A 19,261-nucleotide genomic window follows, 5' to 3' on the forward strand; every position below is an offset into this window, starting at 1 on the left:
TTACCAACATTTATATTATAACAAGAAAGACGCACCCTTTGGTACGCCTTTTTCACTTTTTACCAGTAAAGTGATATGAATTTGTCACTCTTCGTCTTCGAGAACGCGGTATGCCATGTCATAAAGTTTCATTTGACTGTTAATTCGTTCGGCACCTTTTGGAGCTTCAACGTAACGGTATGTTCCATCGTTCTGCTGTTCCCTGGCCTTTACATTGTCACTTAACATGACTGATAATATCCTTTGTAAACGGCTTTTCACTCCAGGCTCGTGAATTGGGAATAAAAGCTCCACACGTTTTACCATGTTTCTCGTCATCATATCGGCGGAGGACAAAAACACTCGATCATCACCATTATGGTGGAAGTAATAAATGCGGCTGTGCTCTAAGAAACGTCCGACAATACTAATCACGCGAATGTTTTCACTAATCCCTTTGATACCAGGGCGTAAGCAGCAGATTCCGCGTACAATTAAATCAATTTGAACGCCAGCCTGCGAGGCTTCATAGAGCTTCATTATTAAATTCTTATCCGTTAATGAATTCATCTTGGCAATAATCCGGCCGTTACCGTGCTGTTTCTGGAAACGGATTTCATTATTAATGTACCGGATGAAGTCATTACGAATATCAAACGGGGCCATGGAAATGTGATGATACTTCGGCTTTTCTGTAAAGCCGCTTAAATAGTTGAAGAAGTCTGTAGCATCAATTCCAAATTTTCGTTTAGATGTGATAATCCCCATGTCCGTGTATAAGGACGCTGTTTGATCATTATAGTTCCCTGTTCCCAGATGAACGAAACGCTCTATTTTATCTTTCTTCTTTCTCACCACAAGCGTGATCTTACTGTGCGTCTTTAAATAGGTCATTCCATAAATGACGTGACATCCTGCCTTTTCCAGTTCCTTAGCCCATTGCACGTTATTTTCCTCATCAAAGCGCGCTTTCAATTCTACTAATACAGTGACTTGCTTCCCTTGCTCTGCAGCCCGTTTCAAAGCGTCGATGATTGGAGAATCCCCACTGACCTGGTAAAGCGTCTGTTTAATAGCAAGAACATAGGGGTCATCTGCTGCTTCGGCAACAAAATCAACCACCGGCTCAAACGATTCGTAAGGATGATGCAGGAATAGATCACGGTGTGAAGCCGCTTCAAATATATCTTCTTCCCCTTCTAAATCACGCGGGGGCTGAGGCATTAGGGTTTCATACATTAAATGATCTTTAATATCCGAGAATGTTTTATGGAACTTAAATAAAAATGTAAGGTCAAGTGGACCATTTGTAATATACAAATCATCTTTATGAATTTCAAGAACCTTTAACAAGAAACGGACGACCTTGTCATCATACTTCCCACTTCTCACTTCAAGCCTGACCGCTGCTCCCCATTTTCTTTTTCTTAATTCTTTCTCTATTTCCTTAAGAAGGTCCCTTGCCCCTTCTTCATGGATCGTCATATCCGCATTCCTGGTGATCCGAAACTCCGTAATTGATTTCACCTGATACCCTTTGAACAGTTTATTTATAAAATGGCTGATAATCTCTTCAAGCAGAATGTACTGATACTTTTTATCATGTTCCACCTGCACGAATCGATCCAATACGGCCGGCACCTGCACGATTGCTGTTTTGGTTTCGTTATCATGAGGATCAAGCGCATCCTGAATCACCACAGCCAAGTTAATAGACTTGTTTAAAAGCATCGGAAAAGGACGATAGGCGTCTACAGCCATAGGAGTTAATACAGGAAAGATCTCCTCATTGAAATATGTTTCCAGATTACTGATCTCATCCTTGGTCAAATCCTCTATGGATAGAATTGATATATCTTCCTTCTCCAGTTCCGGTTTCATAGCTTGAAATGTCGCATACTGCTTTTCAACAATATCGTGGTTAATATCTGCAATTTTAGCCAGCTGTTGTTTCGGTGTAAGACCTGCTTTATTCTCAGGCTTGTTGAATCCGGCTTTCACCTGGTCTTTCAAGCCGGCTACCCTGACCATAAAAAACTCATCCAGATTGGAAGAGCATATAGCTAAAAACTTCAGCCGCTCAAGCAAAGGGTTGTCGGTATCGATGGCTTCTTCTAACACGCGTTCGTTAAAAGCAAGCCAGCTGAGTTCTCGATTGTTATAAAAAAGAGGATTGTCTAGTTCTATTATTTCGTTACTCTTCGACATGTTCCACACCCTTTACATTGTAGTCTCACGTCCACACTAGTATGTCATTTTATACAGCGTATTAATGCCATGTTAAGTTTTAGTAAACACGATATTAATAAAAAGCAAAATATTCCATACACACGTTATTTTTCCACAAAAGACAGATTAATACTCTTCTTAATGGATTTTTCTAAATGTTTTTTCTGTTTTTCCGCTTGATACTCTTCCGGCATCCATTCTCCATTACAGTAAAGAGTGATATGCAGGTCTTCACCATCAAGCGATAATTCAAGGTCTTCTACCGTCTGGCGCCTTGTACTGTCCAGGCAGTAACAGAATTTAAGAAGAGCACCAAGAAGTCGTAGTTTTTTACGCTCATCCTTAAGAAACCACTTTTTATATGGATGAAGAAATTGTTTGAAGAGCGTCTTATTCTTGAAAGAAGCAAGAAGAGCCAGGCGAAGGCGTTCCATATGCATCAATCCGTCAATCGTACGGTTAGCTAAGAGGTAAAACGTATGCTGGGAGCTGGCTTCGCTGTCGATATAATCCCCGAGATTAAAAACATAACTCGCCCGCTTCACTTCCTGCCAGTCCTTCTTCCTCAAACCCCCGATCCCTTTTTCATGAAGCTGATGGAATAATTCATTGGATAGATGCTGCACATGATTAATTTGTTTCACACTTAAATCATAATCGGTGACCAGTTCCTGGATACTCTCTTCCAGCACGTTCGGAAACAGACTAGTACCCATATCTCTGGTAAGCTGTTCATAAAAAACGCCATCCCGTAATCCTTTGCGGCTTAAAATGAATCCGCTTGATTGGACCACATCGTATAAAGAATGGAAAACTTCCGTAGCCGGCAGTATAATGTCCGCTCGGTCTTTGGAAAGCCCCTCCACCTTCTGCAGTTTTTTCATTGGGAGCGTAAACAGATAGTTTTTAACAAACGATAAATCACTGTCTTTCATTTTGTATTGGTGCAGACCAGCGAGCGGATACTCCTTCAGGTTCTGATCAATCTGCACAAGGTTACGTGCGCCTCCGCCGATTCCAACTAAAGGTACTTTTCTTTTTTGAAGCCATGGCAGCGTATTAAATTGTTCCATTAAATATTGCCGAAGATTCGACATCTCATCCTCGGTCGGAAGTTCTTTTTTGAAAAAGTCTTGCTGCAACGTGAGTGCTCCGAACGGAAAACTGTGAGACTCCACGAGTTCCCGGTCTTTGAAATATGTAACCTCTGTACTTCCGCCACCGATATCTACTGTAATCCCTTCGGTCAGAGGGGTTGAGTTAACGACAGCTAAATATCCATAATAGGCTTCTTCATGCTCAGACAGAATCCTCATATCGAACCCTGTATGATCAGATACTTTCTTAATGATTTCTTCCTGATTGGATGACTGACGAATCGTTGCCGTGGCGACACAGACCATTTCTTCCAGGTTATAGCTTTGGGCAACCTCTTTAAAGCTGGTCAGTGTGGTCAAGAGAGTACGGATTCCTTCATCAGAAAGACGATTGTCCTTTTTCAAATGATTACGCAGCCGGGCCACTGCCTTTACGTTTTCAATTTCACGAAGCCGCCCGCCTTTTTCTCTTAAATAAATAACGAGACGCATCGTATTGGAACCTACATCGATAATTGCGTAATAACTTTTTGACATCCTCTCACCTGCATTTCTTTTTAAGCCATTATAACATAATAATCCACCCTCCCGAATGAAAACGAGGAGGGTGGAATTATGATTTATTCTATCGGTTTAATAGACTTCCTACGTACTTAAGCAGGTCATTGGCAGAGCTGGAATTATACCCATGTTCATCGACAAGGGTGGCAACAACCTCGTTGACCTTTTTCAACTGGCGCTCATCAGGTGTCTTGGTTGAAGTCGTGATTTTGACAACATCTTTGAGATCAGCAAACAATTTCTTCTGAATGGCTTCTCTTAAACGCTCATGGGACTGATAATCGAACTTTTTACCTTTTCGGGCATAAGCAGAAATCCGGATAAGAATTTCTTCACGGAACGCTTTCTTAGCATTTTCAGACACACCGATCTGCTCTTCAATAGAGCGCATCAGGCGTTCATCCGGGTTTAATTCTTCGCCGGTGAGCGGGTCTCTGAGCTTCGCTTTATTACAGTACGCTTCTACATTATCAAGATAGTTATCCATCAGGGTGATCGCAGACTCTTCATAGGAATAGACAAACGCTTTTTGAACCTCTTTTTTCGCGATTTCATCGTACTCTTTCCTCGCTAATGATATGAACTCAAGGTACCGATCCTTATCATCATTAGAAATGGATGCATGGCTGCTCAGTCCATCTTTTAAAGATCTCAGTACATCCAGTGCATTAATCGATGTTAGTTCTTTCTTAATAATCGTGGAAGAAATACGGTTGATGACATAACGCGGGTCAATTCCACTCATCCCTTCATCAGAAAACTCTTTTTTAAGCTCTTCTACATCTACCTCACTGAAGCCTTCCAAAATCTCTCCGTCATACAGTCTCATTTTCTTCAATACATCAACCGAAGCTTTCTTGGAATCTTTCAATCTCGTTAAGATCGTAAACATGGCCGCTACCCTCAGCGTATGAGGAGCAATGTGCACATCCCGTATATCACTCTCGCGAATCATCTTTTCATAGATACGCTCTTCCTGACTGACCTTCAGATTATACGGAACGGGCATAACAATCATCCTGGAATGCAGGGCTTCATTCTTCTTATTAGCAATAAAGGAGCGATACTCCGCTTCGTTCGTATGGGCAATAATTAATTCGTCAGCAGATATTAATGCAAAACGGCCGGCTTTAAAGTTTCCTTCCTGCGTTAAACTGAGCAGGTGCCACAGGAATTTCTCATCACATTTCAGCATTTCCTGGAACTCCATAATACCTCGGTTTGCTTTGTTTAGTTCCCCGTCAAAACGGTAGGCACGCGGATCTGATTCAGAGCCATACTTCGCAATGGTGGAAAAGTCGATAGAGCCAGTCAAATCAGCAATATCCTGAGATTTTGGATCGGATGGACTGAATGTACCAATGCCTGTACGCTTATCCTCTGAGAAAAAGATTCTTTCTACCAGAACATCTTCAATCCGTCCGCTGTACTCCTTCTCTACCCTCATCGTATTTAATGGAGATAAGCTTCCTTCGATACGTATTCCGTAGTGCTCAAGAAATTCCTCTCTCATATGATTAGGAATCAGATGAAGCGGGTCTTCATGCATTGGACATCCTTTAATTGCAAATACTGCTCCTCTATCGGTGTAAGAGTACTTTTCAAGTCCACGTTTTAACAAATTGACCAATGTGGATTTACCGCCACTGACAGGACCCATCAATAAAAGGATACGTTTTCTCACATCAAGACGTCTGGCTGCCGGGTGAAAGTACTCCTCCACGAGCTTCTCCATAGCTTCGTCCAACCCGTAAATGTCATCATCAAAGAATTTGAACTTCTTATGATCATGCTCTTCCACAACGCCCGCATCTTTCACCATATTATAAACGCGGGAATGGGCGGATTGTGCTAAATACGGTTGTTCTTTTAATAGCTCTAAGTATTCTGCGAATGTACCTTCCCACTTTAACTCTTCAGCTTGTTCCCTGTGGTCTTGTATCTTCTTCAATATATCCACTTAGCGAGACCTCCTCCGTCATCTTAGACGAAATTTAATACATCCTATGCTTAGATAAGAGAAAACATGTGTCTTAAAGACAAGCAGCATCACGCTTACAGTTCCTGCTTTCACTAATAAAAAAGGACTTTTTCACAGGATTCCTTAAGAACTCTCTTCTCCTGCTGCCACCACTTCTGAAAGGACCTGTATGGTTATCTTTATTAGGATTCTACAAAAAAAAGAACCGATCTAAGCGATCAGTCCTCTTCATAATCTCTCTCTTTAAGGTATCTTTGGCGGTGCGAGAGTCCTATTACTAAAAATAAAATAAATAAACCTATATTCAACCAACGGAATTCATCATAAAAAATGGCAAGCACCGCCCAAATAGCAGCACTTATTAAAAAGAGTACACTAGATAGCAAAGATTGACTCATGATGAACCCCTCCTAATCCTATTGTAAAGCATATCCGTACAATACAGTGGATATTTTTGATTTTTTCATAAGGTTACACATTTTTTTTGCTTTTTTATAGGCACTGTTAAATCTCTTTTTTATCTTCAAGTAAAGCTCCCGTCACTGGAAGACTCAGTTTCGAGATAAATGAGGGCCGTTACTATATTGTGAAGAGGGCTGGTGGGGAAATAACTCGTCTTGTTCCATCACCCAGACACTCGAGACATAAGCCGCTCATCAACGGATGGAAAAAGCACCATCCTTTTGATGGTCGGCTTATGCTGGTCGTGTCTATCGGGGTGATTCCACATTTGAACACTTTCCTATGGGGGAACGGTGAGCTTCCTCGCTCGTTTCACTCCCTGCGGGATCTCACCTAGTCCCTTCTCCCATGGGAGTCTCGCCATTTCCCCACCAACCCAGCCACAGGAGAATAACGGACCCTGCCAGAAGAGAGTGTGCTCTTTTTCTTAACTGGTCTTAAATGCTTCTATAACAGGCTATTCCTCATCTTTATAGCATGAAATAGCCTCACGCTCCCATGCTCATTTTGTGCATCAAGAAGATATCTCAAGTGGTTTCGAGTTTCTGATTTGGCAAGGTCCGGAGGGGGACGATGGAGACTCCTGCGGGATGAACATGATCGGTGAGATCCCGCACGAGGAAGCTCAGCACATGCCCGCGGAAAGCGAAATCGTCCCCCGCAGGACCTTCCTCATAACCAATATCTCGAAACTGAGTCTTCAACTATCCGGCCCTATTATGTAATAAGCAACAAAGCTTCCTATATTGGGAGGAGCGTTGAAGACTATGTTTCGAAATGCTTTAGTTACCTTACTGGTTAGGAAAAGGTGTGGAATGGGAGTTATGCCCTAACCACCCATTCTCCTATTAACATAGCGAACCCAATTTTATCGATACTAATACTTACCCAACCAGGAACTTATAGGAAGAAAACGACATTGTAATTTAATAGAAAATATTATATATTCAAAAAAGTTTCATAGAAAAATAGTTTAGCAAATTTTGACACTACACACCACCCTTGTTAAAATGATTCATGAACATTTTACTTAGATAAAGTACTACGATATAGAAAGAAGGACTGTAAATGGAAACATGGTACTTTGTCGATTCTGGTCATTGTACTCCTGCCATTAATATGGCTTTGGATGAAGCATTGATGAATTGGCATCGCCAAGGAAAAATCCCTCCGGTACTTCGCTTTTACGGATGGGCACCAGCCGGCCTCTCAGTCGGATATTTCCAAAAGGTAAAAGGCAAAATTGACCTGGAAGGTGTCGAACGGCATGGTTATGAAATCGTTCGTCGTCAGACTGGTGGCCGCGCCGTCCTTCATGACAAGGAACTAACTTACAGTGTTATTGTGTCTGAAGATCATCCGGACATGCCAGCTTCCGTGAAAGATGCTTATCTTGTCCTTTCTAAAGGACTGTTGGAAGGTTTTCATAATCTGGGTATAGAAGCGGAATTCGCCGTTCCAGAAGGTAAACTGGATACCACGGGTTCAGCCGTATGTTTTGAAGAACCATCCTGGTATGAATTGATTGTGGAAGGCAGGAAAGCTGCCGGAAGCGCCCAGACTAGGAAAAAAGGTGTTATTCTTCAACATGGATCTGTTCCAATTGATGTAGACGATGTGAAACTATTTGATATGTTTATTTATAAAAATGAACGAATAAAAGAGCGTGCCCGCCGAGCATTTGGAGATAAAGCCGCAGCGATCAATCAACTTGTGGACAGCCACGTCACATTCGATCAGACGAAAGAGGCTTTTAAAGAAGGCTTCGAAAAAGGGCTTGGTATCCATTTAGAACCTTTTGAACTTTCCGATGAGCAATGGAAAGAAGTAGAAAGAATTGCCGAAGAGCGCTATCGCACAGAAAAATGGAATTTTTCCAGATAAAAAAGGAGTGGAATTCTTATGGCAAAAAACCAGGAACACGTAAGAAAGCCCGATTGGCTGAAAATCAAAATTAACACGAACAAATCCTACACAGGACTTAAGAAGCTGATGCGTGATAAAAAATTAAACACCGTTTGTGAAGAAGCCCGCTGTCCAAACATCCACGAATGCTGGAGTGAACGAAAAACAGCGACCTTCATGATCCTCGGTGATACATGTACACGCGGCTGCCGCTTCTGTGCTGTTAAAACCGGTCTTCCAAATGAACTGGATTGGGGCGAGCCAGAACGTGTCGCAGAATCCGTAGAAATTATGGGACTGAAACACGTCGTCGTAACAGCTGTAGCCCGCGATGACCTCAATGATGGCGGTGCTGCTGTATTTGGCGAAACGGTTAAAGCAATTCGCCGACGGGTGCCTGGATGTACCGTAGAAATTCTTCCATCCGATATGAAAGGTGATTATGACAGCTTACATACTTTGATGGGCGGAGAACCTGACATCTTTAATCACAATATAGAAACCGTGCGCCGATTGACGAAAAAAGTTCGTGCCCGCGCTATGTATGACCGCTCCCTAGAGCTTTTGCAGCGCGTAAAGGAAATCCGTCCAGACACACCTACAAAATCAAGCTTAATGGTCGGCCTGGGAGAAACTAAAGAAGAAATTGTAGAAGCTATGGACGACCTTCTGGCGCATAACGTCGACATTATGACCATCGGCCAGTATTTACAGCCTACGAAAAAGCACTTGAACGTTGAGCGCTATTACCATCCGGATGAGTTTGAAGAGCTGAAACAGATCGCGCTTGAGAAAGGATTTAAGCATTGCGAAGCCGGTCCAATGGTTCGTTCTTCTTACCACGCTGACGAGCAGGTAAATAATACTTCCGCACAGCGCCGCATTAAGTATATGCAAGGCTATGAATCTCAAGGAGAAACACTGGATAAAACAAACTTTTAAACAGAAAAAGGAGGCCTTTCCTCATCAGGAGGCCTCCTTTTATTTAATTCTAATTAATTGATTTTACCAGAACCCACCATAAGGCGGACGTCCGTAATATCCTCCACCGTAATAAGGAGGGCGATAAGGACCTGGACCTGGCCCCGGACCATAGCCATAACCGCCACCACCGAAACCTCCGTATAATCCTGGAGCAATCGCTCCGCCTAAAAATCCACCCAGCAGTCCGCCTGCGAATGGGCCTAAAAAGAAAAATCTCTCATCCTCATCACGAAAATCTTGTTGGACAGGGTATGGATACTGATACGGATATTGATTCATGTTTATTCCTCCACTTCTATCCTTGGTTATTCACCTACTCTTCAATCTATGTAATTAACCCATAGCATGTATAGGCACCAGCCTTCTATCAGGGAGAAATTTACTTCCCACAATTCACATACTCCAATAAATAAGGTATAATACAGGTTAGAATAGCTTGTCTCGACAGATTAAAGGAGGACTATACATGAAAATAACTTTGATTATTCTTGTTTGTATCACATACCTAACGTCCATCTTCGCAGCTGGATACGATGTTAAAGCAGGCAGACCTAAAAAATAAGCACTAAAGATCGCATCCCTCAACGGATGCGATTTTTTTGTTTTAAAATACACTTTTTTCTTTGCCTATGTTAAACGTTGGGGATGTTTTTAAGCAGATAGTTCTTCCACAATCGGGCCGGATTGTGGAAGACTCAGTTCCGAGGTATCGGGTTACAGTGAAGGTCCGGAGGGGGACGATTCGCTTTCCGTGGGCATGTGGTAAGCTTCCTCAGGCTTCGCCTTCCGGGATCTTACCGATCATGTTCATCCCACAGGAGTCTTCATCGTCCCCCTCCGGACCTTACGATATATAGTTTTCTGAAAATTCAGGAAAGAACCTGGCTTTTGATCAAAGGATCGCCTTTTTCAACGACCCCCTTTCTTCAATCTATGCAGGTGAAAAAGCTGGTATATAAGCATTTGCGAAAGATTTAGGCTGTGGCCTTGCCTTCCTGGATAGGGGGGCCGTTCATTAGATATCGCTGGGCTGGTGGGGAAATGGGGAGACTCCCATGGGAGAAGGAACTAGGTGAGATCCCACAGGGAGTGAAACGAGCGAGGAAGCTTACCGTTCCCCCATAGGAAAGCGAGTCATTTCCCCACCAGCCCTCTTCCAAATATAGTAACGGACCCATTTATCTCGAAACTGAATCTTCAAGTAATGGGAGCTTACCTGAAATAGTTGACATTAGGATATATAACAGCAGTTAACAAAAAAAAACGACGCATAGCGCCGCCGTTTTATTTAATCAAATTAGGAAAGCCCTGCTGCCTCAGTGTTTCAAAAAGAATAATGGAAACCGTGTTGGCAAGGTTAAGAGAGCGTACTTTCCCTGTCATCGGAACACGAAGACAGCGATCCTCCAGGCCTTGTAAAAGTTCACTCGGAATTCCATCACTTTCTCGACCAAAAACAAAGAATAAATCCTTCTCAGAAGAAGTAAAATCAAAGTCTACGTACGATTTAGTACCGAAATTCTCTATATAATAGTAGTCACCGTCAGGATAAGCTTCATATAAATCTTCGATCGAATCATGATATTGGATCGTTACGTCGTGCCAGTAATCCAGCCCCGCCCGCTTCAGCATTCGATCCTCGGTAGAAAACCCAAGCGGCCGGATCAAATGAAGCACGGAATTCGTAGCCAGGCACGTTCGAGCGATGTTTCCCGTATTCGCAGGGATTTCGGGTTGAAACAATACAATATGGTTCGGCATTCCATTCACCTCAGTATAATCTTAGTCAACTCGACTATTATACCATATCCATCAATCACCAATCCGAAAAAATTTATACTGGATATCTGGAGTATAGGCGGTGGAATCTTCATAAGCCCAATAGCGGTGCCGGCTGTTGGAGGTGTGGGCGTTAACAAGCGGCATACCATCTGTGTTTTTTTTCACGACGATCGTATTATGATCAAATCGTCCGTTACCTTCAAAGTCATAGCAGATCACATCTCCAGGAGACAGTTCTTGTGCGGAAGACACTTCTGTAGCGGTCAGGCCCTGCCTGGCTCCACTTAAATACCACCTGAAAGCATGGGCGACTGCCCAGCTGAAGCTCCAATTGCTGCCGCTGTACCACCACCCGCGGCTCCGATTCGGAGCTCCCCACACCGGAGCGCCTCCAGCTCTTAGGCACTGCGATACATAATTTGTACAATCTACATCAAAATGACGATAAGCAGGGTTATAAGAGTCCCACCACCTCTCAGCATAGCGAACCGCATCCCTGCGGTTATATGTAAAAGGGGAGCGCTTTCTCGCTTCTTTATCACTGAATTCAGGTACATCAGGGTTCGCCTCGGAAGAAATCGTTTCCGTTTGAATCATATGGTTTTTGACCTTGTCTCCCTCAAACCATACCCTTCCTTCATAAATTCCTTCTTCTAAATAAAACTGCCGCTGGTCTTTTACAAGAAGGGACAGGCTGAGCATGTAACACAGAGTCGTGTGCCTTTCATATGCAATCCTGTGATAAGGTTTTATCCTGAAAGTCGCACGCTCAATCTGCAAGCCCTGACGCTCTAAATTCCTCACCTTGTTATGGAGCCACATTTCATCTTCCTGATCCAATAGCCGGCTTATGATTTTCTCCCAGTAATTCTGTATTTGATTGGTTTCTTTCATAACCCTTCCCCCTTCCTTTCATCCTATGAAAAGAAAAGAAGGTCCATACAAAAAAGCCGCCCCCAGCGGGAGACGACTAATTAGTAAACGGTACGACCGTGTGTTGTTTTTCAAAATCAAGTAAATGACGCTTCTTCTCAAGACCGCCCGCGTAACCCACGAGCTTCCCATTACTTCCAATCACCCGGTGACAGGGAACAACGATAGCAAATGGGTTTTGGTTCACTGCCCCTCCGACCGCTCGAATGGCCTTAGGAGAAAGCATCGAAGAAGCAATCTCTTTATAGGAGCGCGTTTCGCCATAAGGTATTTGGTTGACCAGAATCCTCCATACGCCGCGCTGAAAATCCGTTCCATAGCAAATTAAAGGAATCGAAAATTGGGTTCTATTTCCAGCAAAGTATTCATTTAGCTCTTCTTTCGCCTGACTGACATACTTCTGCTCAGGATCATAAACGAATTCACCTTTGAGTAAATGCCTTTTTTTCCAGGATTGATAGGCAGAATGACGTTCTTCAAATTCGCCGAAATCAATACGACAAACTCCCTCATCATTCGCTAAAACCGTAATAGGTCCGAGAGGAGTTATAAAAGAATCATAATATAAAAAAGACCTATGGTTCATAGATTAAATCCCTTCTTTTACAGTTTTTTCTATTATACAAAAACCTTGTTCATAAGAAAAGTAGATTTGGTTATATTTTTTCAAATTGAAGTCCTTTTTCCATTTCGTAAATGACCTGTTCATCTTTCTCATTTATCATAGCATCCTTAATGGCCGTAAAACAATCCGAAGTTCCGATTTTCCCAAGTCCCCAGGCCGCCGTTCCTCTTATGACGGGCCTCGGGTCCTCTTTCATTAATCGAATTAACTCGCTGATGGATGTCTTATCCCGGTAATGAGCAAGAGCCAATATGGCATTTCGCTGAATTGGTTTCTTGCCTCGCCAAGATCCGGAAATAAATCCGAATTTCTCTTTAAACTGACGATTGGAAATGGACAACAGCGGCGTTAATTTCGGTTTGACGACCTCAGGATCTGGTTCAAATTCTTCATGATGATGAAAATCTTTCTTTCTATTAATTGGACAGACCGTCTGACATGTATCACAGCCGTACAGACGGTTGCCGATTTTACTACGGAACTCATCTGGAAGAAAATCTTTGGTCTGTGTCAGAAAAGCGATACAGCGCTGGGCATTTAACTGACCACCCTGAACAAGGGCGCCAGTTGGGCATGCATCTACACATATATTGCAGTCCCCGCACCCGTCCTGAACGGGCTCATCAGGGGCAAACGGAATATTAGTTACAAGTTCCGCTAAATATACATATGATCCAAACTCAGGAGTAATGATCGCGCAATTCTTACCACTGAAACCGATGCCTGCCCGTTCCGCTACGGCGCGATCGGACAGTTCACCGGTATCCACCATTGATTTAAGTTCTACATCCGGAAACAGTTCCTGTAGATAGGCTCCTAACTTATTAAGGCGGTCACGCAGAACAGTATGGTAGTCTTCACCCCAGGAGGCTCTGCAAAACAGACCGCGACGCTCTCCTTTTCTACTTTTAGGAGCATCGTGCATTTTGGAAGGATAAGCCATGGCAATGGAAATAATCGATTGCGCTCCAGGAAGCAGGCGGCCTGGTTCTGTTCGTTCATCTACATTTCCTTTTTCAAAACCGGATTGATAGCCCAGGGCTTCCTGTCGCTTTAACCTGGCTTTTAATTCACCAAAAACATCGGCAGAAGCGAACCCAATCTTATCAATTCCGATTTCCTTACTATAGGCAATCACCTGTTCCTTGAGCTCATGATAATCCATAACGGCTTCTCCTTTCTATCTGATATCTTTTACTTTCGCTGTCCGGATCCGGTTCAGCGTTGCCGCTATCTCAAAGCGGCGCGGACGAGCAATTTCACCCGGGTGCTGATCTTTAAATGGTGCGAAAGAAGCGAGTCCCTTCTCATCAAACTGCTTTTCTATCTGATCCAGCAGATCATTCAGCGATTGCTCTGTTTTCAACATCCCTTTTTTATCTAAATGCAGGATTACATCAGCGATCATACGTGTCTGGGAAGTATCGACCAGCTGCTCGACTCCATCGAGATCTATTTCTGTCTGCCCCATGAGAATGGTTGTTTTTCCTTTGGCTTGTACCTTTTCTTTCTTCCCTTTTCTCGTCTGAAGACTGGAAGCTGAAAACGCACGGGCCGGCACTGCGCCGAATGTCTCATCCTCGGAGGTCGTTCGGCTGCTTGGGTACTTGTCGGCAATATCCTTTGCTTTTCCGGTAACGTTATAAGGTACATATTGATCCATCATCAGGACATCATCAGCTACCTGGAAGTAGTCGCCAGATCCGCCCATGACAAGAATCGTGGAAACATCCAGATCATCACGCATCTGCTTAATTTTATCAATAAACGGGGTGATCGGTTCTTTTTCTTGTACAACCAGCTCCTGCATCCGCTCATCACGGATCATGAAGTTCGTCGCACTTGTATCTTCATCAATTAACAGTGTCTTAGCTCCGGCTTCCAGTGCTTCAATAACATTGGCTGCCTGAGACGTACTTCCACTGGCATTTTCCGTTGAAAATTGTGTCGTATCTGTGCCATGCGGCAGATTTTTTATAAACGGCGAGATATCTACACTTGTCACCTGCCGGCCGTCTTCTGCTCTTACTTTAACGGCAGCTGGATCTGTGAGAACGTATTCTCGGCCATCACCTTTAATATGAGGATACACGCCTCTTTCCATTGCGTTCAACAGGGTACTTTTACCATGATAACCGCCGCCTACGATCAATACAATCCCTTTCTTAACCGCCATACCGGTCAGCGGTTCCTCTCGGTGAGGAATGGAAAAGGAAACCCGGTTCGCTTCCGGACTTTCAAAAGGCACGGCTTTCTTCATCGGACGTTCGCTGATCCCGCTCTCACGAGGAAGGACAGCTCCATCCGCCACAAAAGAAATCCAGTCATTCTTTTTCATCTCTGCCTGAATCGCTTCATGCTGATCGGCCAGCTGACAGGCCTCTTCAATTTCTTCATCTTTAATGGAAAAAACAGAGTGCTGTATAATCTCAGGGATGACTTTGAAGAACAACTTGTCCGCTTCCTTGCCATTGATGCGGCGTCCATTAGCCGGAAGACCGATCGTAAGGCAGACCGTCATATCTTCTTGATTCAGGTTTACCGCGGCCCGGTCCAGAATTTCCTGGCCTGGGCGATCTACGGCGACCATTCCACTTTTTCCTGTTCCTTTGACATCGGTCTGATTCTTGGCGATTGATTTCGCAACAGCGCGGGCAATTCGATCTTCCGCATAAATCTTGCGGCTCTTGCTTTCTTTCCATTCTGTACGAATCGGACGTTTGCTATCCGGAATTCTTATTCTTATTTTAGAAGGTGCCGCAAAGGGATCACCTTGTACATAATCCATAAATACATCGTAATTCTGGAACGCGTGCTTTCCTTGAATATCTTTATATCCTTTATAACTTTTTCCGTCGATTTGTTTCAATTTCTGCTGTAATTGTTTCATTGTCTGGATCCTCCTATTATTTTTATGTCTATTATAGGGTGTATCCTTTTTTCCTCACTAAAAAACGCAATGCTTCGTTACCTGAATTAACGAAACACTGCGTTGGTTCACATAGTATAAAATAAAAGCGTGTTCACTTTCAAAAAAAGTGATTGGAGCGGGTGAAGGGAATCGAACCCTCATCATCAGCTTGGAAGGCTGAGGTTTTACCACTAAACTACACCCGCATTTAATTAGATTCCTTCGCCTCATCAAGAGTACGTTTTTCATTATAACAATCGAATTCTAGCGATGCAACACGATTTTTAAGAATTTTTGTCGAAGAATTCATGTTCTCTTTACATTGAAATGTTAAGCAGGTGGTCCTTGCTGGTGGTTTTTAACATTATATACTGATTTCCTAATTATTAAACTAGTCCATCGTAACTATTTTCATAATTCCGATAATTGAAACAATTTTTATTTTCATTCGTACACTTAGATAAGGAGGAATTCCAATGATTAATCTCTTTCTCGGCATCGGAATGCTTTTTTTAATCGGCGTGATCTTATGGAGTTATAAGTTCGATCCTAACAACGCTCTCGTTGTAAGTGCCTCAAAGAAACAGTTCATCCTGCTCCTCACCGTTCTGAGCCTGCTTACGTTGTATTTACTCTCCACAGGAGTGTACCACTCTTTCTTGTAGGAATTTCATATAAAACAATTGATATGTAAAGGGGTGGTCTCGAAATTAGTCCTCTTCCGCGGCTTTGCTAAATACAAGGCTATTCAGAATATCACCCACGCGCATTCTTCATTAATTCACAAATAAGCTCTCCCGATTACGTAAGACTCCGTATTAAAAGATTGGTTATGAGGAAGGCACTTAGGCGGACGATTAGCGAATCAGAAACTCGAAACCACTTAAGATATCTTCATGATGAGCATAAAGAGCATGTGAATGTTAGGCTATTTTCATGCTTTAAAGATGTGGGATAACCTATCGTAGAAACATTTGAGACCAGTTAAGAAGGAGAGCATTCTCTCTTCTGGAAGGGTCTGTTATTCTCACATGGCTGAGTTGTAGGGGAAATGACGAGACTCCCGTGGGAGAAGGAACTAGGAGAGACCCCACAGGGAGTGATAACGACCGAGGAGGCTCACCGTTCCCCCACAGGAAAGCGAGTTATTTCCCCTACAACTCTCATTTTTTTATGGCAACTGACCCAGTATATCTCGAAACTGAGTCTTACAGTAAACGGCCAGCTAGTTTATAAGCCTCTGTTGATAATTCAACTACATTTATCAGATCTCCAAAATAAATAAAATGACCACTAGTCATAACTAGTGGTCCATTAGGAAAAATTCATCTCTATGGCTGTTTCGATTTAAATACAAATATCGTTGAAAACAGAAGAAAGGCCAGAAAGTTTAGTACGTCCACGGATAGTCTAAGAAGTTCAAATAGCACATTTGTATCCAAATCATCCTCACCTCCTACCTGGACAGACGGTGAGCATGTGTGCAATTAACCCTGTTCTAATGAAGGATAAGATAATTAGGAGAGAAAGTAGGAGTTTACGCTGTCTTATTTCTTAAAATCTCCCATTATCTCATTTTTATACAGACAAATTATAAGTCCGCCATTTTAAACAAAAAAGGAGCCCCGTTAAGGACTCCTCTTACTTTATAGAATCAAGGTATTTTTCAAACCAGCAATGAAATTCTCAAAATCCTCAGCCACTTCTCCAGCAATTTCCGGATCTTTGTAGCTCTCATCATGAAGCTTAGATAATCCAGGTTCCACCTCTATCATGCGCCCGTCCAAGAGGACAAGCTCAAGTTTCCAAGGTGGCGTATTTTGATTTAAGCTATAATCACTGAACAGTTCTTTCATTGAGATAATCTTGTCCGTAAATAAGGTTTCTTTCGTAACTTCCATTTCTTCATTCATTGTCAAAATGGTCATTGTACGTTCACGAAGGTTCACAATAAACAGACTGTGCAGATCTTCAGTAAGCACTTCCGCTGAGCGATAATTATCTGATTCAAAAACTTCATCCGTAAATTCAAGAGATGCAACCGTACGCAGATTTTCCATGGAAGATGTTAACCTTTCCCTAAGAGCAGTGGACATAAAATTACCTCCTTATTTTTTATGGTTCACTCCTCTTCATTGCCTGATATAGAGCGCTTAAAACCAATTTTACCAAAAATAAACAATTGTAACTAAAGTGAATAAATCATGGATTTCGAAAGAAGGATTTTCTCGACACATCGTGTGATCTTTCTCTAGAATCGGTCAAATTTTTTTCATTATATTAATATAAAGTAAATAATTTAAGGATGTTCGGCCTACATAATCACTCCTCTTAAACAATAAAACAACTAAAATTGTTTCTAATTATAGGAAGTTTTTTTATAATTCAAGGATTTTCTTTTCTTTCTCGTTCCTGCCCTTGTTGTTAAAATTACACCCGCGATCACTATAAAAGCCCCAGCTATTTCCGGAAGTTTGATCGTTTCCCCAAGCCAGACATAGGCGCCGATCATCGTGACAACCGGTAAGAAATTTAAAAATACCGAGGCTTGAGACGCTCCCAGCCTTTCCACAGCCCGGTTATAAAACACCAGCGCAATAACTGAGGGAAACACGCCTAAGTATAAGAATCCTATCCAATACTTAACCTCACCGAGGGACGGCACACTGCCAATCGTCCATTCAACGGCCACGAACGGCAGTAGAATCAGCACAGACATTCCAGTCATGACCAGCAGCACCCCGTACGCGGGAAACAAGTGCATGTACTGCTTCACAACAATGGAATAAATCGCCCAGCAGCTAATGGCTCCTATCATAATAACGTCCCCGACGTTCCAAGAAGACGAAAACAATTCAAGCAGCCTGCCGTCCATGACTACCCATACCGCTCCAAGAAAGGACAGAGCCACTCCGGTCCACTTGATCAGTGGCAGCTTTTCTTTTACGATCAGAGCACTTAAAACTACCGTTACGACGGGAATAACCGTTTCTAGTACGGACACATTTGAAGCTGTGGTGAATTGAAGCGCACCATAAATAAACGTATTAAAAAAAGTGACTCCTGTAAGCGTCATAATTAAAAAAGGTCCCTTGTACTCGCGAAATGTATTTCTCGCTTTCCAGGCACTCTTAATTCCAATCGGAAGTAAAAAGATAAAAGCAACGAGCAGCCGGAAAAAAGCAATGGTAAACGGCGGCAGATCATTCATTGCTTTTCCCGTGAGAATATTACCTGCATAGAACAGCACAACAAATATCAGTAATAAGTAAGGCACGGAACCCCTCCCTTCATCAATAGATCCTGCTTTCATCTTATAATCACCGGCCAAATTATTAAAGCGGTAAATAAAAAGCGAAGCTTCCCCTTTTGAAAACTTCGCCAGGCACTCCTATAAAGTTTAAGTATAAGCTACAATTGAAATCAGCACGGCAGCTGCAAAATAAATGAACGTTCCAATCGATACTGGATTTACCTTAAATTGAAAGATCGACACACGATAGATATCTTTGCCGTCTCCAAAAACCTGGTTGTCCACATTCGCATACTGATTCCCCTTGAACTACCCCCGCTTACTCGCTGACGCTCCTTGAAGTTGGGGGATTCCTAAGAGCACGAACCTAACGGTTCGTTCAAATGATTAGGCTAGCCCCATCGCACCGACGGTTGGAAGGATTCTTTGAATCTCCTTCAATATATTGGAGCTCGCATTTAGGTCGCGGTCGTGGTGGCAGCCGCAGTCTGGGCAATCCCACGTTCGAACAGCGAGATTCTTTACCTCACTGTTTTGGTATCCGCACTTGGAACACAGC

17 protein-coding genes and 1 tRNA gene are annotated in these 19,261 nt (G+C 42.8%); 3 read left to right on the top strand and 15 right to left on the bottom strand.

The genetic code is table 11. From position 1 onward, the window contains the following. Window positions 1–84 precede the first annotated feature (84 nt). From ACTWPM_RS11680 to ACTWPM_RS11695, 4 genes are all read right to left on the bottom strand, one after another. Window positions 85–2,187, bottom strand: a complete 2,103-nt coding sequence (locus ACTWPM_RS11680) for an RNA degradosome polyphosphate kinase (protein ID WP_443133215.1) — start codon at window positions 2,185–2,187, stop codon at window positions 85–87. 125 nt (window positions 2,188–2,312) lie between these two features. Next, window positions 2,313–3,842 carry an exopolyphosphatase gene (ppx, locus tag ACTWPM_RS11685; protein WP_443133216.1) on the bottom strand — a complete coding sequence of 510 codons (1,530 nt, stop codon included), beginning with the start codon at window positions 3,840–3,842 and terminating at the stop codon, window positions 2,313–2,315. Window positions 3,843–3,930: 88 nt separating this feature from the next. Further along, a complete protein-coding gene (locus ACTWPM_RS11690) occupies window positions 3,931–5,826 on the bottom strand; it encodes a PrkA family serine protein kinase (RefSeq protein ID WP_443133217.1) in 1,896 nt (631 codons plus the stop codon). Window positions 5,827–6,065: 239 nt separating this feature from the next. After that, entirely contained in the window at window positions 6,066–6,245 is a 180-nt protein-coding gene (locus ACTWPM_RS11695; RefSeq protein WP_443133218.1) for a hypothetical protein, read from the bottom strand. Between the two features lie 1,132 nt (window positions 6,246–7,377). On the opposite strand from ACTWPM_RS11695, the gene ACTWPM_RS11700 reads away from it, so the two are divergent. Both ACTWPM_RS11700 and lipA read left to right on the top strand, forming a co-directional pair. Further along, window positions 7,378–8,193, top strand: a complete 816-nt coding sequence (locus tag ACTWPM_RS11700; protein WP_443133219.1) for a lipoate--protein ligase family protein — start codon at window positions 7,378–7,380, stop codon at window positions 8,191–8,193. Window positions 8,194–8,211: 18 nt separating this feature from the next. Next, the gene (gene lipA / locus ACTWPM_RS11705; RefSeq protein WP_443133220.1) at window positions 8,212–9,156 is read left to right on the top strand and encodes a lipoyl synthase; all 945 of its coding nucleotides are present in this window, start codon (window positions 8,212–8,214) and stop codon (window positions 9,154–9,156) included. 63 nt (window positions 9,157–9,219) lie between these two features. On the opposite strand, the gene ACTWPM_RS11710 is transcribed toward lipA, so the two are convergent. From ACTWPM_RS11710 to ACTWPM_RS11740, 7 genes are all read right to left on the bottom strand, one after another. Then, window positions 9,220–9,477: a hypothetical protein gene (locus tag ACTWPM_RS11710; RefSeq protein ID WP_443133221.1), complete on the bottom strand. Its 258-nt coding sequence runs from the start codon at window positions 9,475–9,477 to the stop codon at window positions 9,220–9,222. Window positions 9,478–10,482: 1,005 nt separating this feature from the next. Continuing rightward, on the bottom strand, window positions 10,483–10,959 hold the full coding sequence (gene trmL, locus ACTWPM_RS11715) for a tRNA (uridine(34)/cytosine(34)/5-carboxymethylaminomethyluridine(34)-2'-O)-methyltransferase TrmL (RefSeq protein ID WP_443133222.1): 477 nt from the start codon (window positions 10,957–10,959) through the stop codon (window positions 10,483–10,485). Window positions 10,960–11,010: 51 nt separating this feature from the next. Next, on the bottom strand, window positions 11,011–11,874 hold the full coding sequence (locus tag ACTWPM_RS11720; RefSeq protein ID WP_443133223.1) for an amidase domain-containing protein: 864 nt from the start codon (window positions 11,872–11,874) through the stop codon (window positions 11,011–11,013). A gap of 76 nt (window positions 11,875–11,950) precedes the next feature. Continuing rightward, window positions 11,951–12,499: a methylated-DNA--[protein]-cysteine S-methyltransferase gene (locus ACTWPM_RS11725; RefSeq protein ID WP_443133224.1), complete on the bottom strand. Its 549-nt coding sequence runs from the start codon at window positions 12,497–12,499 to the stop codon at window positions 11,951–11,953. Window positions 12,500–12,569: 70 nt separating this feature from the next. Next, window positions 12,570–13,703, bottom strand: coding sequence for a tRNA epoxyqueuosine(34) reductase QueG (gene queG / locus ACTWPM_RS11730; protein ID WP_443133225.1), 1,134 nt, complete (start codon window positions 13,701–13,703; stop codon window positions 12,570–12,572). 15 nt (window positions 13,704–13,718) lie between these two features. Continuing rightward, window positions 13,719–15,428, bottom strand: coding sequence for an ABC-ATPase domain-containing protein (locus ACTWPM_RS11735; protein WP_443133226.1), 1,710 nt, complete (start codon window positions 15,426–15,428; stop codon window positions 13,719–13,721). Between the two features lie 153 nt (window positions 15,429–15,581). Next, window positions 15,582–15,655, bottom strand: a tRNA-Gly gene (locus ACTWPM_RS11740). A gap of 270 nt (window positions 15,656–15,925) precedes the next feature. Between ACTWPM_RS11740 and ACTWPM_RS11745 the strand changes: the two genes are divergently transcribed. Then, window positions 15,926–16,114 (top strand): hypothetical protein, encoded by a 189-nt coding sequence (locus tag ACTWPM_RS11745; RefSeq protein ID WP_443133227.1) that lies wholly within the window; start codon window positions 15,926–15,928, stop codon window positions 16,112–16,114. Between the two features lie 981 nt (window positions 16,115–17,095). Here the strand turns inward: ACTWPM_RS11745 and ACTWPM_RS11750 are convergent. The 4 genes from ACTWPM_RS11750 to ACTWPM_RS11765 all read right to left on the bottom strand — a co-directional run. Continuing rightward, window positions 17,096–17,545, bottom strand: a complete 450-nt coding sequence (locus ACTWPM_RS11750) for a hypothetical protein (RefSeq protein ID WP_443133228.1) — start codon at window positions 17,543–17,545, stop codon at window positions 17,096–17,098. Between the two features lie 263 nt (window positions 17,546–17,808). Then, window positions 17,809–18,726, bottom strand: a complete 918-nt coding sequence (locus ACTWPM_RS11755) for a DMT family transporter (RefSeq protein WP_443133229.1) — start codon at window positions 18,724–18,726, stop codon at window positions 17,809–17,811. Window positions 18,727–18,849: 123 nt separating this feature from the next. Then, the gene (locus ACTWPM_RS11760; RefSeq protein WP_443133230.1) at window positions 18,850–18,987 is read right to left on the bottom strand and encodes a hypothetical protein; all 138 of its coding nucleotides are present in this window, start codon (window positions 18,985–18,987) and stop codon (window positions 18,850–18,852) included. 102 nt (window positions 18,988–19,089) lie between these two features. Beyond that, a partial coding sequence (locus tag ACTWPM_RS11765) for a zinc ribbon domain-containing protein (RefSeq protein WP_443133236.1) occupies window positions 19,090–19,261 on the bottom strand: 172 nt, incomplete at its 5' end.

The sequence above is a fragment of the Halobacillus sp. K22 genome (assembly GCF_052246795.1).
Lineage (GTDB): Bacteria > Bacillota > Bacilli > Bacillales > Halobacillaceae > Halobacillus.

Bases quoted from the DNA above. Each gene is read 5' to 3' on its own strand.
- ACTWPM_RS11735 (WP_443133226.1), bottom strand. From the start codon at position 15,428: ATGAAACAATTACAGCAGAAATTGAAACAAATCGACGGAAAAAGTTAT.
- ACTWPM_RS11745 (WP_443133227.1), top strand. From the start codon at position 15,926: ATGATTAATCTCTTTCTCGGCATCGGAATGCTTTTTTTAATCGGCGTG.
- ACTWPM_RS11695 (WP_443133218.1), bottom strand. From the start codon at position 6,245: ATGAGTCAATCTTTGCTATCTAGTGTACTCTTTTTAATAAGTGCTGCT.
- ACTWPM_RS11720 (WP_443133223.1), bottom strand. From the start codon at position 11,874: ATGAAAGAAACCAATCAAATACAGAATTACTGGGAGAAAATCATAAGC.
- lipA (WP_443133220.1), top strand. From the start codon at position 8,212: ATGGCAAAAAACCAGGAACACGTAAGAAAGCCCGATTGGCTGAAAATC.
- trmL (WP_443133222.1), bottom strand. From the start codon at position 10,959: ATGCCGAACCATATTGTATTGTTTCAACCCGAAATCCCTGCGAATACG.
- ppx (WP_443133216.1), bottom strand. From the start codon at position 3,842: ATGTCAAAAAGTTATTACGCAATTATCGATGTAGGTTCCAATACGATG.
- ACTWPM_RS11725 (WP_443133224.1), bottom strand. From the start codon at position 12,499: ATGAACCATAGGTCTTTTTTATATTATGATTCTTTTATAACTCCTCTC.
- ACTWPM_RS11710 (WP_443133221.1), bottom strand. From the start codon at position 9,477: ATGAATCAATATCCGTATCAGTATCCATACCCTGTCCAACAAGATTTT.
- queG (WP_443133225.1), bottom strand. From the start codon at position 13,703: ATGGATTATCATGAGCTCAAGGAACAGGTGATTGCCTATAGTAAGGAA.
- ACTWPM_RS11750 (WP_443133228.1), bottom strand. From the start codon at position 17,545: ATGTCCACTGCTCTTAGGGAAAGGTTAACATCTTCCATGGAAAATCTG.
- ACTWPM_RS11700 (WP_443133219.1), top strand. From the start codon at position 7,378: ATGGAAACATGGTACTTTGTCGATTCTGGTCATTGTACTCCTGCCATT.
- ACTWPM_RS11680 (WP_443133215.1), bottom strand. From the start codon at position 2,187: ATGTCGAAGAGTAACGAAATAATAGAACTAGACAATCCTCTTTTTTAT.